General features: G+C 70.3%; 13 protein-coding genes and 1 pseudogene. 9 read left to right on the top strand and 5 right to left on the bottom strand.

The genetic code is table 11. The features are described from left to right. Nucleotides 1–9: 9 nt before the first annotated feature. Nucleotides 10–2,157, top strand: a pseudogene (locus ABD932_RS22360) (SpoIIE family protein phosphatase); the annotation flags it as partial. Here the strand turns inward: ABD932_RS22360 and ABD932_RS22365 are convergent. The 3 genes from ABD932_RS22365 to ABD932_RS22375 all read right to left on the bottom strand — a co-directional run bounded on the left by ABD932_RS22365 (nucleotide 2,112) and on the right by ABD932_RS22375 (nucleotide 6,107). Then, nucleotides 2,112–3,260, bottom strand: coding sequence for an AI-2E family transporter (locus ABD932_RS22365; protein WP_345015304.1), 1,149 nt, complete (start codon nucleotides 3,258–3,260; stop codon nucleotides 2,112–2,114). The pseudogene ABD932_RS22360 and the gene ABD932_RS22365 sit on opposite strands and share 46 nt — an antisense overlap. A 167-nt stretch (nucleotides 3,261–3,427) precedes the next feature. Further along, nucleotides 3,428–4,408, bottom strand: coding sequence for a pirin family protein (locus tag ABD932_RS22370; RefSeq protein ID WP_345015305.1), 981 nt, complete (start codon nucleotides 4,406–4,408; stop codon nucleotides 3,428–3,430). A 187-nt stretch (nucleotides 4,409–4,595) separates the two neighbouring features. Next, nucleotides 4,596–6,107, bottom strand: coding sequence for an MFS transporter (locus ABD932_RS22375; RefSeq protein WP_345015306.1), 1,512 nt, complete (start codon nucleotides 6,105–6,107; stop codon nucleotides 4,596–4,598). 135 nt (nucleotides 6,108–6,242) lie between these two features. Here ABD932_RS22375 and ABD932_RS22380 point away from each other — a divergent pair, with 135 nt between their 5' ends. Continuing rightward, nucleotides 6,243–6,986 (top strand): TetR/AcrR family transcriptional regulator C-terminal domain-containing protein, encoded by a 744-nt coding sequence (locus ABD932_RS22380; RefSeq protein ID WP_345015307.1) that lies wholly within the window; start codon nucleotides 6,243–6,245, stop codon nucleotides 6,984–6,986. Nucleotides 6,987–7,093: 107 nt separating this feature from the next. Here the strand turns inward: ABD932_RS22380 and ABD932_RS22385 are convergent, their stop codons facing one another. Beyond that, nucleotides 7,094–7,567 carry an SseB family protein gene (locus ABD932_RS22385; RefSeq protein WP_217206467.1) on the bottom strand — a complete coding sequence of 158 codons (474 nt, stop codon included), beginning with the start codon at nucleotides 7,565–7,567 and terminating at the stop codon, nucleotides 7,094–7,096. A 179-nt stretch (nucleotides 7,568–7,746) separates the two neighbouring features. Here ABD932_RS22385 and ABD932_RS22390 point away from each other — a divergent pair, with 179 nt between their 5' ends. The 5 genes from ABD932_RS22390 to ABD932_RS22410 all read left to right on the top strand — a co-directional run bounded on the left by ABD932_RS22390 (nucleotide 7,747) and on the right by ABD932_RS22410 (nucleotide 12,922). After that, nucleotides 7,747–8,592, top strand: a complete 846-nt coding sequence (locus ABD932_RS22390; protein WP_345015308.1) for an intradiol ring-cleavage dioxygenase — start codon at nucleotides 7,747–7,749, stop codon at nucleotides 8,590–8,592. A gap of 130 nt (nucleotides 8,593–8,722) precedes the next feature. Further along, a complete protein-coding gene (locus ABD932_RS22395) occupies nucleotides 8,723–10,549 on the top strand; it encodes an acyl-CoA dehydrogenase (protein WP_345015309.1) in 1,827 nt (608 codons plus the stop codon). Between the two features lie 168 nt (nucleotides 10,550–10,717). Next, a complete protein-coding gene (locus tag ABD932_RS22400; RefSeq protein WP_345015310.1) occupies nucleotides 10,718–12,016 on the top strand; it encodes a M18 family aminopeptidase in 1,299 nt (432 codons plus the stop codon). A 75-nt stretch (nucleotides 12,017–12,091) separates the two neighbouring features. Continuing rightward, nucleotides 12,092–12,343, top strand: a complete 252-nt coding sequence (locus ABD932_RS22405) for a DUF6458 family protein (protein ID WP_250083500.1) — start codon at nucleotides 12,092–12,094, stop codon at nucleotides 12,341–12,343. An 81-nt stretch (nucleotides 12,344–12,424) separates the two neighbouring features. Continuing rightward, the gene (locus ABD932_RS22410) at nucleotides 12,425–12,922 is read left to right on the top strand and encodes an LURP-one-related/scramblase family protein (protein WP_345015311.1); all 498 of its coding nucleotides are present in this window, start codon (nucleotides 12,425–12,427) and stop codon (nucleotides 12,920–12,922) included. 13 nt (nucleotides 12,923–12,935) lie between these two features. Here ABD932_RS22410 and ABD932_RS22415 read toward each other — a convergent pair whose 3' ends face one another. Then, the gene (locus tag ABD932_RS22415; RefSeq protein WP_345015312.1) at nucleotides 12,936–13,733 is read right to left on the bottom strand and encodes a carbon-nitrogen family hydrolase; all 798 of its coding nucleotides are present in this window, start codon (nucleotides 13,731–13,733) and stop codon (nucleotides 12,936–12,938) included. Between the two features lie 202 nt (nucleotides 13,734–13,935). On the opposite strand from ABD932_RS22415, the gene ABD932_RS22420 reads away from it, so the two are divergent. Beyond that, on the top strand, nucleotides 13,936–14,760 hold the full coding sequence (locus ABD932_RS22420) for a maleylpyruvate isomerase family mycothiol-dependent enzyme (protein WP_345015313.1): 825 nt from the start codon (nucleotides 13,936–13,938) through the stop codon (nucleotides 14,758–14,760). Between the two features lie 229 nt (nucleotides 14,761–14,989). After that, on the top strand, nucleotides 14,990–15,769 hold the full coding sequence (locus ABD932_RS22425; protein ID WP_345015314.1) for an SAM-dependent methyltransferase: 780 nt from the start codon (nucleotides 14,990–14,992) through the stop codon (nucleotides 15,767–15,769). The last annotated feature ends 13 nt before the right edge of the window (nucleotides 15,770–15,782 follow it).

Here is a 15,782-nt window from a genome sequence, read left to right on the forward strand (position 1 = left end):
AGTGGGGCAATGCGCACTGGTGAGCCCCTGCCCACCGTGGGGGAGGTTCTCGCCGCCCTCGCGACCGGACTGTGGCACTGGAACACCGCCACAGGACTGGTCACGGTCGACGCGGAGGCGGCACGGCTGCTCGGGCTGCCCGCCGAGCAGGCCACTCTCAGCCAGGCCCAGGTACGCGCCCGGCTGCATCCCGTCGACTGGAACGAGATCAGCGGAGTGATCCAGCTCGCCGTCGCCGAGGGCACGCTCGGCGAGGTGCGGGTGCGGATCATGGACGAGCGGGGCCGGGTCGTCCGGGTGGGCCGCAGCCGCTTCCACGCCTCCTTCGATCGCGAGAAGCGGTCGTACGAGGTCACCGGCTCCCTCCAGGAGGTCACCGAACCCACGCCGGGCACCTCGGCGGGCCGTACGGCGGTCACCGGAGACTGGCGGCGCTCGCGGGAGGCGTTCCTGCTGGACGCGGGCCGGGCGCTGGCCGAGGCCCGTTCGACGGCGGAGGTGCTGCGGGTCGCGGCCGGTCTGTCGATGCCGGGTTTCTCACCCGACGGGCTCGCGGTGTTCGGCGTCACGGGCGACCGTCTGACGATCATCGGCCATCACGGCCATGAGCCCGGCGACGAGAACCCGTTCACACACATGGCCCTGGACACGGACTACCCGGCCGCCGAGGTCGTCCGCACCGGCCGTGCCGTCTACCTCTCCTCGCCCGAGCGGTACAAGGACCGCTACCCGGCCACCTGGCCGCTCGCCGCGCACTTCAACCGGCAGTCCTGGGCGTTCCTGCCGCTGACCGTGGCCGGCCGCACGATGGGCGCCTGGATGGCGGCGTTCACCTATCCGGTCGCCTTCACTCCCGACGAGCGGTCCGTGCTGACGACGGTGGCCCGCATGCTCGCCCAGGCCCTGTCCCGCGCCGAGGCCACCGAGTCCGCGCGGGAGCTGACGGACGGTCTGCAGCGCTCGATGCTGCCCCAGCTGGGCCCCGAGATACCGGGCATGAGCGTCGCCGCCCGCTACGTCCCGACCGGCGGCGGACTCCAGGTCGGCGGCGACTGGTACGACATGATCCCGCTGCCCAACGGCCGCTTCGCCCTCGTCATCGGCGACGTCCAGGGCCATGACGTGCGAGCGGCGGGCCTGATGGGCCAGCTCCGCATCGCCCTGCGCGCCTACGCCTCCGAGGGCCACCGCCCCGACGCGGTCCTGTCCCGCGCCTCGCGCTTCCTGCACGGGATGACGTTCGGCTCCCCCGACGAGGACCCGTCCGAGCTGCGCTTCGCGACCTGCCTGTACGTCGAGGTCGACCCCACGACCGGCCTGCTGGACATCGCCCGCGCCGGTCACCCGGACCCGGCGATCCGGATGAGCGACGGCACGGTGCTCGCCCGCCCGACGGCCGGCGGTCTCCCGCTCGGCATCGACCCGGACGCCGACTACCCGACGACCAGGATCACCCTGGAACCCGGCGAGACCATGCTGATCTGCACGGACGGCCTGATCGAGACCGGCGGCCACGACCTGGAGACCGGCTGGAAGCGCATCCGCACGATCCTCGAGGAGCACGACGGCGACCTGGAGGCCCTCGCCGACGGCCTCGTCCAGGCCGTCCACGGCCCGTCCTCCCACCACACCACCGGCCCGCTCGCCGACCGGCGCGAGGACGACATAGCGGTGCTGCTGCTGCGCCGGCAGGGGGAGGGCTGCGGCTGCGGCGACACGCTCGTCGCCCCGCCGACGATCCGGCGCACCATGTTGTCGGTCGCGCAGGCCGAGCCGGAGCGCGTCGCGGTGGCCCGTCAGCAGCTGCGGGAGCTGCTGCACGACTGGGCCTCCGAGGACCAGGTCGACTCGGCGGTCCTGCTCCTGTCCGAGACGCTCACCAACGTCCTCGTCCACACCGACGCGGACGCCCTGCTCCTCGCCGAGGTGCGGGGCGAGCCGGGGGACCGGAGACTGCGCGTCGAGGTCACGGACACCAGCGACGACCTGCCGCACCGGCGCCGGCCCGGGGAACTGGCGTCGTCCGGGCGGGGGTTGGTGCTGATCGAGCTGCTCGCCGAGGCGTGGGGCGTGGATCCGCGGGGCGAGGGCAAGAGCACGTGGTTCGAGCTCTACGAGTCCAAGGGCCCCGACGGCTCCGGGGGCGCGGACGGTGCCGGCGGCGGGGACGGCTCCGGAGGTTCCGGCGACCCGGGGGAGTCCGGCGGCTCGGGGGGTTCCGAGCTTCCGTAGAGCTCGCGCAGTTCGTGGACGACCCCGGTGACGGCGGCGGTGAGCGGTACGGCGAGCAGCATGCCGAGGACGCCGGCCACGGAGGCCCCCGCGGTGATCGTCACCATGACGACGGCCGGGTGCATCTGCACGGTCCGGCTCTGGATCATGGGCGTCAGCACATGCCCTTCCAGGATCTGCACGGCGAGCACGATGGCCAGCACCCACAGCGCGATGACGAACCCCCGGTCGGCGAGCGCGACCAGCACGGCGACGGCCCCCGAGATGAAGGCGCCCAGGTAGGGGATGTAGGCCCCGACGAAGACGAGCGCGCCGAGCCCGACCGCACCCGGCACGTCGAGCACGAGCAGCCCGACGGTGATGCAGACGGCGTCGATGAGGGCGATGAAGGTGGTCCCCCGCATGAACCCCTCCACCGCCTGGAAGGCGCGCCGGGCCATGGCCTCCACGACGTCCCCGCTCTGCCCCGGAACGACGGCCCGCAGGGCTCCCGCGGCCCGGTCGGAGTCCCGTAGGAAGAAGAAGACGAGCAGCAGCGCGAGCACGGCGATGGCGATGGTCTCGCCGACGACGCTCACCCCGCTGATGACACCGGAGGCGGCGGTCCCCCCGAACTTGGTGAGCAGCTCCCTGGAGTTGGACGCGAGGTCGTCCAGCGAGGTCCCGGCGGCCCCGAAGTGGGCGGCGAGGTCCTGGCCCGCCTGCTTGAGCGACTCGACGATCTGGTCGCCGGTCTCGACGATCGCGGCTGCCACGATGTACACGGCCCCGCCGACGACGGCCACGACGGCGACGCAGGTGAGCCCGGCGGCGACGGACCGATTGACCTTGGCCTTCACCAGCCGCCGGTGCAACGGCCCGAGCAGCGCCGCACCGAGCAGCGCCAGCAGCACGGGCACGACGGCCGTACGGAACTCCACGGCCAGCCGGATCCCGACGTAGACGACCCCGGCGACCAGCAGTACGACGACACACCAGGCGGCGAGCCGCCGGACGGGGTCGGGGAGCAGCGGGGTGGGGGCCTGCACGCTCCCAGCGGATCATGCGCGCGGTGGGGTTGTCGTGTGCGGGCGGACCGGGTGAGTGACGGCGGACCGGGTGAGTGACGGGCTGACCGGGTGGGTGAGGGGTGACGAAAGGCCCGAAACCGCACCATGAGGTGGCGGCTTCGGGCCTCGTCGTCGCATGACGGAGGTCAGGCCTCGGAGGGCCCGCTCCCGGTCATTCCGTGCACCGCCGGGATCGTCCCCAGCCGGCCCTTCTGGAAGTCCTCGAAGGCCTGCTGGAGTTCTTCCCGCGTGTTCATCACGAAGGGGCCGTAGTGGGCCATGGGCTCACGGATGGGCCGGCCGCCGAGGAGGACGACCTCCAGGTCCGGCGCGTTCGAGTCCTGCTTCTCGTCCGCGCGGACCGTCAGCGAGCCGCCGTCGCCGAAGACCGCGGTCTGGCCGAGCTGGATCGGACGGCGCTCGGCGCCCACCGCGCCCCGGCCGGCGAGGACGTACGCGAGGCCGTTGAAGTCCTCGCGCCACGGCAGCGTGATCTCCGCGCCCGGCGCGAGGGTCGCGTGGATCATCGTGATCGGCGTGTGCGTGATGCCGGGGCCCTGGTTGCCGTCCAGCTCACCGGCGATGACCCGCAGCAGCGCGCCGCCGTCGGGGGTGGTGAGCAGCTGGACGTTGCCGCCGCGGATGTCCTGGTAGCGCGGCGCCATCATCTTGTCCTTGGCCGGGAGGTTCACCCACAGCTGCAGACCGTGGAAGAGACCGCCGGACACGACCAGCGACTCCGGCGGGGCCTCGATGTGCAGGAGGCCGGAGCCGGCCGTCATCCACTGGGTGTCGCCGTTGGTGATGGTGCCGCCACCGCCGTTGGAGTCCTGGTGGTCGAAGATCCCGTCGATGATGTAGGTGACGGTTTCGAAGCCGCGGTGCGGGTGCCAGGGGGTGCCCTTGGGCTCTCCCGGCGCGTAGTCCACCTCGCCCATCTGGTCCATCATGATGAACGGGTCCAGGTAGCGGTAGTTGATCCCGGCGAACGCACGGCGCACCGGGAAGCCCTCGCCCTCGAAACCGCTCGGCGCGGTCGTGACGGCGAGCACGGGACGGGCCACGGCCTCCGCGGGCGCGGCGACACGGGGCAGCGTCAGCGGGTTCTCGACGGTCACTGCAGGCATGTCGGTACCTCCTTGTGCGGCCAGTTTAGTTGAGCATTGAACTTTCTGCCACCCCTAACGGGAAAATCACGGCGGTCATTCCCGGCACGACCGAAGGCCGACACCCGGGGCGGGCGCCGGCCTTCGTCACGAGGATCCGGTGCTTCGATGGCGGCTCAGTGTGTCAGGAAGAGCCGGGGCGATGCGGTCAGACGACCAGTTCGTGCTGCTGCTCAGAGGCGTCAGCGGCGTCCTTCGGCCCTCGCCGGTCGTCCCGCATCACCAGCGTCGCCAGCAGCGCCGCCGCCGCGACACCGATCGCGCTGACCGTGAAGGTGGTCGACATCGAGGCGGTGAAGGCCTCGCGGGCCGCGGCGACCAGACCGGCGTCACCGCCGGCGACCGCCCCGGCGATCGAGTGCTTGGCCTCGTCCGGCACACCCTCGGGCATCCGGTCCGCGAAGCCGCTCGACAGCAGCGAGCCCAGGATCGCGATGCCGAGCGCCGTCCCGGCCTGCTGGATGGTGTCGTTCAGGGCCGAGCCGACGCCCGCCTTGTCCTCGGGGATGGTGCCCATCAGCGCGCCGACCGCGGCCGGCATGGCCAGGCCCGCGCCGAGGCCGAGCAGCCCGAGCGCCACCGCCGGGACCGTGAAGCCGGAGTCCGCCGAGACCGTGGCCAGCAGGGCGAAGCAGGCCACCATCACCAGCATCCCCGCGAGGATCACCCACCGGTTGCCGTACTTCGCGGCGAGCTTGACGCCCACGCCGTTGCCGATCAGGGCCGTGATCGCCAGCGGCAGGAAGGCGAGGCCCGCCTTGATCGGCGAGTAGCCGAGCACGAACTGCAGGTACTGGGTGAGGACCAGCAGCAGACCGCCGTTGCCGATCTGGACCAGGGCAAGGGAGAGCGAACCACCGCTGAAGTTGCGGTGCTTGAACAGGACCAGCGGGACCATCGGCGACTTGGTGACGTTCTCCCAGACCACGAAGCCGACCAGGGAGGCGAGCGCCACCACCAGGGTGATCGTGGAGCGGCCGCCCAGCGCGCCGTGCTGCGGGAGCTCGATGATCCACCAGACCAGGGCCGTCATCCCGACCGCCGACAGCACCGCGCCCAGCGGGTCGGCCTTCTGCCAGGGCGCCCTGGACTCCGGCATCAGCGTCAGACCGGCGACGACGGCGAGCGCCACGATCGGCACGTTGATGAGGAAGATCGACTGCCACGAGAAGTGCTCGATCAGGACACCGCCCAGCACGGGGCTGCCGACCAGGCCGAGCATCGACACCGAACTCCAGGCCGCCATCGCCTTGCCGCGCTCCTCCTCGTCGAAGACGGTGATGAGGATCGAGAGGGTGGACGGCATGATCAGGGCCCCGCCGACCCCCATCGCGACGCGTACGGCGATCACCTCACCGGGGTTCGTGCACCAGGTCGCGGCCAGTGAGGCCGCCCCGAAGAGCAGGAGTCCGATCAGCATCACCTTGCGGCGTCCGAACCGGTCGCCCAGGCTGCCGGAGGTGAGCAGCAGGCCGGCGAAGACCAGGATGTAGGAGTCCAGGATCCACTGGGTCTCCTGGGCGCTCGCCCCGATCTCCCCGGTCATCACCGGCACCGCGACGGTCAGCGCCATGCTGTCGACGACCAGCACCAGCGTGCTCAGGCAGAGCACGATCAGAATCCACCAGCGGCGTGGATCGCGGGTTCCCTTGACGTCCATGACGGCTTCCCCTCCCGGTTTGTGAACACCGTTCCTTCGATGCGAACACTGTACGCACAGCGGAACACTGTTCGCAAGCCTCGATTCCTGTACGCTCGATGCGAACGTTGTACGCAGGGATCCGAAGGAGCCCCGATGGCCGCCAAGTCGACCAAGCCGAGCCCCATCCCCTCCGTCTGGGCCCGCCCCCAGCGCGAGCCCGACCAGCCCACGCTCAACCGCGCCACGATCGTGCGCGAGGCGATCGTCATGCTGGACGCGGAGGGCGTGGAGGCGCTGAGCATGCGCAAGCTGGCCACCCGGCTCAACGCCGGAGCGGCCTCTCTCTACCGGCACGTGGCGACCAAGGACGAGCTGATGGAGCTCGCCGTCGACGAGGTCGCCGCCGAGATCCACGTACCGCCGGCGGACAGCCCCGACTGGCGCGCGGCCGTCAGCGAGGCGGCGCACTCCTTCCGTACGACGGCCCTACGGCACCCGTGGCTGTCCTCGGTCCTCGGCCAGGCGGGCCTCGCCTACCTCGGCCCCAACCTCATGTCGTATTCGGAGCGCCTGGCCGCCCTGTTCACGGCCGCCGGGTTCCCGGACCCCAGCGGGGCGATCGACGCCGTCCTGTCGTACGTCATCGGGATGAGCACCACCGAGGGCGCCTGGCTGATCACGGTCGCCCGCTCGGGCGAGACGGAGGCCGACTTCATCGCACGACTGCTGCCGGCGGCCCAGCAGGCCGTCGCCGACCACGAGCATCTGGCCCAGGGGTACACGGGGGTGGAAACGGCCGCGGCCGACCCCGTGGCCCTGCGGGACGGCAAGTTCGCCGCCGCCCTGGAGATCGTCCTGGACGGATTGGCGCTACGGCTGAAAGCAACGGGGACCTGAGCGCCCTTCAGGGGCGCGGGGAACTGCGCGACCAGCCACAACAGGCCCGCAGACGCCAAACAACCCGACCCGGCACCCCGCGAAGCGCTGGGGCACCCCGCGAAGCACTACCCGTACATCCGCCGCATCGCGAACTCGACCATCTGCTCCACGGCCTTCGCGTCGAAGACCATGCGGTGCTCGCCCTCCATGTCCAGGACGAAGCCGTACCCGGTCGGCAGCAGGTCGATCACCTCGGCGCCGGTGATGACGAAGTACTTGGACTCCTTGCCCGCGTACCGCCGCAGCTCCTTCAGCGAGGTGAACATCGGGATCACCGGCTGCTGGGTGTTGTGCAGGGCGAGGAAACCCGGGTTGTCGCCGCGCGGGCAGTAGACCTTCGACGTCGCGAAGACCTGCTGGAAGTCCTCGGCGGACATCTGCCCGGTGGTGAAGGCGCGCACCGCGTCCGCGAGCGAGGGCGGGGACGGCTCGGGGTAGAGCGGCGGCTGCTGGCCGTAACCGCCGACACCGCCGGCCATGGGCTGCTGCGGCGGGGCGTACTGCTGCTGTGCGCCGACGTTCTGGTCGTAGCCGTACATGGGCGCAAGCGTACCGAGAGCGGCGGGGAGAGCGGGCGGGTACGGGTGTCCTGGCAAACCGACAGCGACTTGACAGCACGTCGACAGCCCATGCGCTGGTTTCGCACAGCCGCCGCTCCTAGCGTCTGCCGTATCGCGAGAAGTGCCCGAAAGCGGCACCGCACCGGCAAGGGGACACCATGCACCGACACCACGACGACGAGGACCACGAGCACGACAGAGGCCTCTCCTACGACCTTCCCGTCCTCGCCCGCCGCCGCATGATCCGGCTGATGGCAGGGGCGAGCCTGGTCCCGCTGGTGGGCTGCAGCGCGGACGAGGGCACCTCGGCGTCCGCCTCGTCCTCGGCCGCTTCCTCCAGCGGCTCCTCCGGCGGCTCCTCCTCGTCCGCCGAGTGCGCGACCATCCCGAACGAGACCGCCGGGCCCTACCCGGGCGACGGCTCGAACGGCGTGAACGTGCTGAAGGAGAGCGGCGTCGTCCGCAGCGACATCACCAAGAGCTTCGGCGACTCCGCGGGCGGTACCGCCGAGGGCGTGCCCCTCACCGTCACGCTGACGGTCGTGGACGCCGCCTCCGGCTGCGGGACGCCGAATAAGGGCGCGGCCGTCTACCTCTGGCACTGCGACCGGGAGGGCAGGTACTCCCTGTACTCCGAGGGCGCCACCGACGAGAACTACCTGCGCGGCGTCCAGGAGACCGACGACCAGGGACAGGTCACCTTCAAGAGCATCTTCCCGGCCTGCTACACGGGCCGCTGGCCACACATCCACTTCGAGGTCTACGGCAGCCTGGACGACGCCACCGCCGCCACCTCCATCACGAACACCTCGCAGCTCGCCTTCCCGAAGGACGTCTGCGACACGGTGTACGCCACGGACGGCTACAGCCAGAGCGTGACGAACCTCGCTCAGCTCTCCCTGGATACGGACAACATCTTCAGCGACGGCTACGACCAGCAGCTGGCGGCCCTGGAGGGGAGCGTCGAGGAGGGATACACCGCCACACTGACGGTTCCGGTGTGACCTGTCACAGATGACCGGATCGGGGTTGCGTCTTATTACTCGCGGGTAGCATCATCGTAGCTACTTGTTGGTACGTGAACTAGCGCGAGGATCCAAGTGCCTCGCCGATCCCTTTAACGGAGTCGTCACCATGGGGCACTACAAGTCGAATCTCCGCGACATCGAGTTCAACCTCTTCGAAGTACTCGGCCGCGACAAGCTGTACGGCACGGGTCCCTTCGAGGAGATGGACGTCGAGACCGCGAAGAGCATCCTCGAGGAGCTCACCCGGCTCGCGGAGAACGAGCTGGCCGAGTCCTTCGCGGACGCCGACCGCAACCCGCCGGTCTTCGACCCGGAGACCAACACCGCGCCGGTCCCGGCGTCCTTCAAGAAGAGCTACAAGGCCTTCATGGACTCCGAGTACTGGCGGCTCGGTCTCCCCGAGGGGATCGGCGGCACGACGGCTCCCCCGTCCCTGATCTGGTCGTACGCGGAGCTGATCCTCGGCTCGAACCCGGCCGTGTGGATGTACTCCTCCGGCCCGGCGTTCGCCGGCATCCTCTTCGACGAGGGCAACGACGTCCAGAAGAAGATCGCCCAGATCGCGGTCGAGAAGACCTGGGGCTCGACGATGGTGCTGACCGAGCCGGACGCCGGTTCGGACGTGGGCGCCGGTCGCACCAAGGCGATCCAGCAGGAGGACGGCTCCTGGCACATCGAGGGCGTGAAGCGCTTCATCACCTCCGGTGAGCACGACATGGAGGAGAACATCCTTCACTACGTGCTCGCGCGTCCCGAGGGTGCCGGCCCCGGCACCAAGGGCCTGTCCCTCTTCCTCGTCCCGAAGTACCTCTTCGACTTCGAGACCGGCGAGCTGGGCGAGCGCAACGGCGTCTACGCCACGAACGTCGAGCACAAGATGGGCCTGAAGGCCTCCAACACCTGCGAGATGACCTTCGGCGACCAGCACCCCGCCAAGGGCTGGCTGATCGGCGACAAGCACGACGGCATCCGCCAGATGTTCCGCATCATCGAGTTCGCCCGCATGATGGTCGGCACGAAGGCGATCTCCACGCTGTCGACGGGCTACCTGAACGCGCTGGAGTACGCCAAGGAGCGCGTCCAGGGCCAGGACCTGGCGAACTTCATGGACAAGGCCGCGCCCAAGGTCACCATCACGCACCACCCCGACGTGCGCCGCTCGCTGATGACGCAGAAGGCGTACGCGGAGGGCATGCGCTCCCTGGTGCTGTACACCGCCTCCATCCAGGACGCGATCGCCGTCAAGGAGGCCGCGGGCGAGGACGCCAAGGCCGAGCACGCGCTGAACGACCTGCTCCTGCCGATCGTCAAGGGCTACGGCTCCGAGAAGGGCTACGAGCAGCTCGCCCAGTCGCTGCAGACCTTCGGCGGCTCCGGCTTCCTGCAGGAGTACCCGATCGAGCAGTACATCCGGGACGCCAAGATCGACACCCTGTACGAGGGCACCACGGCGATCCAGGGCCAGGACTACTTCTTCCGGAAGATCGTCCGCAACCAGGGTGCCGCGCTGAACTCGCTCGCCGAGGACATCAAGAAGTTCCTGGCGCTCGGTGAGGGCGGCGAGGAGCTGGCCGGCGCCCGCGAGCACCTCGCGAAGGCAGCCGTCGAGCTGGAGGCGATCGTCGGTCTGATGCTGACCGACCTCGCGGCCACCGAGCAGGACGTCAAGAACATCTACAAGGTGGGCCTCAACACCACCCGCCTGCTGCTGGCCTCCGGTGACGTCGTCGTCGGCTACCTGCTCCTCAAGGGCGCCGCGGTCGCGGCCGAGAAGCTGGAGACGGCTTCCGCCAAGGACAAGGCCTTCTACACCGGCAAGATCGCGGCGGCGAAGTTCTTCGCGGCCAACGTCCTGCCGGGCGTCACCGGCGCGCGCAAGCTCGCCGAGGGTGTCGACCTGGACCTGATGGAGCTGGACGAAGCGGCCTTCTGACCGCTCGCGGTCCTACCGGTCGGTCCTACCGGTCGGCCCGACCGCGCGGCCCTACCGCTCGGTTCAAGCCACCTGTTCCAGTCACTCACGGACAATCCACATCGCCCTTACGAGGGCCCGCTCCCCTTCACCGGGAGCGGGCCCTCGTACGTCGTTAAGGTGAACCCCATGAGCGCACCCCCCCGCTTCGACCGCGGCCACACCGACGACCTCATGTCCTTCCTGGCGGCGAGCCCGTCGCCGTACCACGCCGTGGCGAACACCGCCGAGCGGCTGGAGAAGGCCGGATTCAGGCAGGTCGCCGAGACGGACGCCTGGGACGGGGCGAGCGGCGGCAAGTACGTGCTGCGCGGTGGCGCGATCGTGGCCTGGTACGTCCCCGAGGGTGCGGCGCCCCACACGCCGTTCCGGATCGTGGGCGCGCACACGGACTCCCCCAACCTGCGCGTCAAGCCGCTGCCCGACAGCGGGGCGCACGGCTGGCGGCAGGTCGCCGTGGAGATCTACGGCGGACCGCTGCTCAACTCCTGGCTCGACCGCGACCTGGGCCTGGCGGGCCGGCTGACGCTGCGGGACGGCTCGTCGCGGCTGGTGAACGTGGACCGCCCGCTGCTGCGCGTCCCCCAGCTCGCCATCCACCTGGACCGCTCGGTGTCGGCGGAGGGGCTCAAGCTCGACAAGCAGCGGCACCTGCAGCCCATCTGGGGACTCGGCAACGACGTGCGCGACGGCGACCTCATCGCCTTCCTGGAGGAGACGGCAGGGCTCGCCGCGGGCGAGGTCACCGGCTGGGACCTGATGGTCCACTCCGTGGAGCCGCCGGCCTACCTGGGCCGGGACAAGGAGCTGGTCGCGGGGCCGCGCATGGACAACCTGCTCTCGGTGCACTCGGGCGTGGCCGCGCTGACCGCGGCGGCGGCCTCGGGGGCTGCCCTGCCCTCCATCCCGGTGCTGGCCGCCTTCGACCACGAGGAGAACGGCTCGCAGAGCGACACCGGTGCCGACGGGCCGCTACTGGGCGGCGTCCTGGAGCGTTCGGTGTTCGCGCGCGGAGGATCGTACGAGGACAAGGCACGTGCCTTCGCGGGCACCGTCTGTCTCTCCTCCGACACGGGCCACGCGGTCCACCCCAACTACGCGGAGCGCCACGACCCGACGCACCACCCGCGCGTCAACGGCGGGCCGATCCTCAAGGTCAACGTCAACAACCGCTACGCGACCGACGGTTCGGGCCGCGCGGTGTGGGCGGCCGCCTGCGAGCGGGCGGACGTCCCCTTCCAGTCCTTCGTCTCCAACAACGCCATGCCCTGCGGCACCACCATCGGCCCGATCACCGCGGCCCGGCACGGCATCAAGACCGTCGACATCGGCGTGGCGATCCTGTCCATGCACAGCGCGCGGGAGTTGTGCGGCACGGACGACCCGTGGCTGCTGGCCAACTCGCTGGTGGCGTTCCTGGAGGGGTAGTTCCGAGGGGACCGGGTACCCGCCACCGACCGGAACCACCGGAAACCACCGGACCGGACAGGGAGGCGACAACTCATGGGCCTCGGCGGGTGCATCATCCTCATCGCCGCGGGAGCCATCCTCACCTTCGCGACCGACTGGGAGATGGAGGGGGTCAATCTCGACCTGGTCGGGGTCATCCTGATGATCGTGGGGCTCATCGGCACCACCACGTTCAGCAGCATCGCCAGGCGCCGGCGCGTGGTCGTGCCACCCGCGACGCCGGTCGTCGACGACGAGGGTCACCATCACAGGCGGGACGGGTACAGCGACGGTTACGGCACCTGAGATCGCGCCCGGCCCAACCGGGATCGGCCCGTCGGCCTACAGACGGCGTTTCGGATCGCGCGGCGGGGAACCCCTCGTGTCATGAGATTCCTCGTACGCGACCGGCTCCTCGGCTTCGGTGACGACTACTGGATCGAGGACGACCGGGGCAACAAGGTGTTCCTCGTCGACGGCAAGGCGATGCGGCTGCGGGACACCTTCGAGCTGAAGGACACCCAGGGGCGCGTCGTCATCGACATCCACCAGAAGATGCTCGCCCTGCGCGACACGATGGTGATCGAGCGGGACGGCGCACCGCTGGCGAAGATCCGCCGCAAACGGCTGTCCCTGCTGCGCAACCACTACCGGGTGTCCCTGGCGGACGGCAGCACGGAACTCGACGTCAGCGGCAAGATCCTCGACCGGGAGTTCGCCGTCGAGTACGACGGCGAACTCCTGGCCGTCGTCTCCCGCCGGTGGCTGCACGTCCGGGAGACGTACGGCGTGGACGTCGTACGGGACGACGCGGATCCGGCGCTGCTGATCGCGGTGGCGGTGTGTGTGATCCACCTCGCGGAGAAGGAGCGCGGGGAGGACTGAGGGGGAGCCCTCCTCAGCGACGCGGGGCCGGCAGCCCCAGCATCCGGTCCTTCAGCGCCGGGAACTGCTCCCTGGTCGTCGCCACCTTCGCCGGGTCGAACTCCACCGTGAGGACCTGCTCCCCCGCACCGGCCTCCGCCAGCACCTCGCCCCACGGATCGACCACGATCGAGTGACCGGCCTGCGGAACTCCCGCGTGCGTACCGGCCGTTCCACAGGCGAGCACGAACGCCTGGTTCTCCACTGCCCGCGCCTGAGCCAGCAGCGTCCAGTGCGCCCGGCGGCGCTCCGGCCAGCCCGCCGGAACGACCAGGGTCTCGGCGCCGGCGTCGACGAGGCCGCGGAAGAGTTCGGGGAAACGGAGGTCGTAACAGGTGGCCACGCCAAGGGTTGTCTCGGGCAGCCGGACCGTCACCAGCTCCTCGCCCGCGCCCATCAGCACGGCCTCGCCCTTGTCGAAGCCGAACCGATGGATCTTGCGGTACGCGGCGACCAGATCACCGGAGGGGGAGAAGACGAGAGAGGTGTTGTAGAGCGGCCCGTCAGGGTCGCGTTCGGGGATCGAGCCGGCGTGCAGCCACACGCCCGCGTCGCTCGCGGCCTTCGCCATCGCCTCGTGCGTGGGCCCTTCGAGCGGCTCGGCCTCACTGGCGAACCCCTCGTAGGCGAACGCCCCCGTGGTCCACAGCTCGGGCAGGACAACAAGCTCGGCCGCCCCGGCCTGTTCGCGCACGAGCGAGGCAACTCTCAGCCGACGCGAATCAATCGATTCGCCCTCATTTACGTCGATCTGGAGCAGAGAGGCGCGCACACTACCACCGTCCTGGCATTCGAGCGGTCCACACGGGCTTCCACACAGGCCTACGATCGTCACACGAAAGCACTGCCGGGGTGCCTCACAGCAGCGTAACTTAGCGTTCCAAGACACCCGCCGACAGCTGCCACCTCCCACTGGCAACGCCGCCACCACCTGCCCGCGTATTGACGTACCAACCGCCGAGGGGTCCCGTTCCGTGAGTCTGCATCCCACCCTCCAGCCCTACGCCGACGCCTGGACCCACTCGATCGAAGCGATATCCGAGCTGGTGACGCCCCTTGTGGAAGGCGAGTGGAACCGGCGGACGCCGTGCCCCGGCTGGTCGGTGCGGGACGTGGTCTCCCATGTCATCGGCCTCGACTGCGAGATGCTCGGCGACCCGCGCCCGATCCACACGCTCCCGCGCGACCTGTTCCACGTCACCAACGACCAGCAGCGCTACACGGAGATGCAGGTCGACGTCCGCCGCCACCACACGGCGCCGGAGATGACGTCCGAGCTGGAGTACACGGTCATCCGCCGCAACCGCCAGCTGCGGAACGAGTCCCGCGACCCCGGCACGAAGGTGCGCGGCCCGCTCGGCGCCGAACTCACCCTCGAGGAGTCGATGCGGGGCCACGCCTTCGACGTCTGGGTGCACGAACAGGACCTGCGCGCCGCCCTCGGCCGCCCCGGCAACCTCGACTCCCCCGGCGCGCACGTGGCCCGCGACGTCCTGCTCTCCAAGCTGCCCGAGATCGTCGCCACCAAGGCCGACGCCCCGCGCAGCTCGGCCATCGTCCTCGACGTGCACGGCCCGATCGAGTTCCTCCGCACGATCCGCGTCGACATCCAGGGCCGCGGCACCCTGGAAACGGCCCCCGCCCTCGGCCCCGCCGCCACCCTCACCCTCGACTGGGAGACCTACGTCCGCCTCGCCTGCGGCCGCGTCACACCGGAAGCGGTCGCGGACCGGGTCAAGGCGGAGGGCGACCCGGGCCTGACGACAGCGATCCTGCGCAACTTCACGGTGACGCCGTAGGCGCCGCATGGGCGCTGACGGTCAATACAGCACCGGACGGCATATCTCAGCCGCCGGGCGTTTCGACGCCGGTCCCGGCATTCCAGCCCGTCCGGCGTTTGAGGACGAGGCCCCTTAAGGGCCGAAGCGGGGGTCTGGGGGCGGCAGCCCCCAGGGACGGGACGGGTAGGGGCGGCGGGGGCGAGAAAACGTCTGTCCCCCACCCCCAGCCCATGGCTAACGTCCCGCCATGACCGACACCGACACGGACACCACCACCGGCCACCCCCCACGCCTGACCCGCCTCACCTTCCACAGCCCGCTGTCCGAGACACGGGCGAACGCCCTCGTCCACCGCCTCACCCGCACGAACCCCACCACCGTCCTCGACATCGGCTCCGGCTGGGGCGAGTTGATGCTCCGCATCCTGTCCGCCGCCCCCGAAGCAAAAGGCGTCGGCATCGACATCAGCCCCCAGGACCTCGCCCGCGGCCGCCGCAACGCCGAGGCCAGAGGGCTGACGCAAAGGGCCGAATTCGTCGAGGAGTCCGCCATCGGCACCTCCCGCGGCCCCGCCGACCTGGTCCTGTGCGTCGGAGCGAGCCAGGCCCTGAGCACGGCCCGCCCCCCGGACCACACCACCGAGGCCCTCCGCGAACTACGCCGCCTGGTCACCGACAACGGCCGTGTCCTGCTCGGCGAAGGCTTCTGGCAGCGCACCCCGACCCCCGCCGAACTCTCCGGAATGTGGCCGGGAGCCGCCGCCACGGACCACTTCGACCTCGCCGCCCTGCTCGACCTCGCGGTCGCCGCCGGCTTCCGCCCGGAGTGGACCGAGACGGCGAACCTCGACGAGTGGGAGGAGTTCGAGTCGGCGTACCAGGCGGACACCGAGACATGGCTGGCCCAGCACCCCGACCACCCGCTCGCGGCCGAGACACGCGAGCGCCTCGACCGCCATCGCGCCCAGTGGATGAGCTACCGCGGGGTACTGGGACTCGCGTTCCTCACACTCGTCCCGACCCGGTGAACCGCACGAACCA

Origin of the sequence: Streptomyces shaanxiensis (assembly GCF_039537145.1) — a bacterium.
Lineage (GTDB): Bacteria > Actinomycetota > Actinomycetes > Streptomycetales > Streptomycetaceae > Streptomyces > Streptomyces shaanxiensis.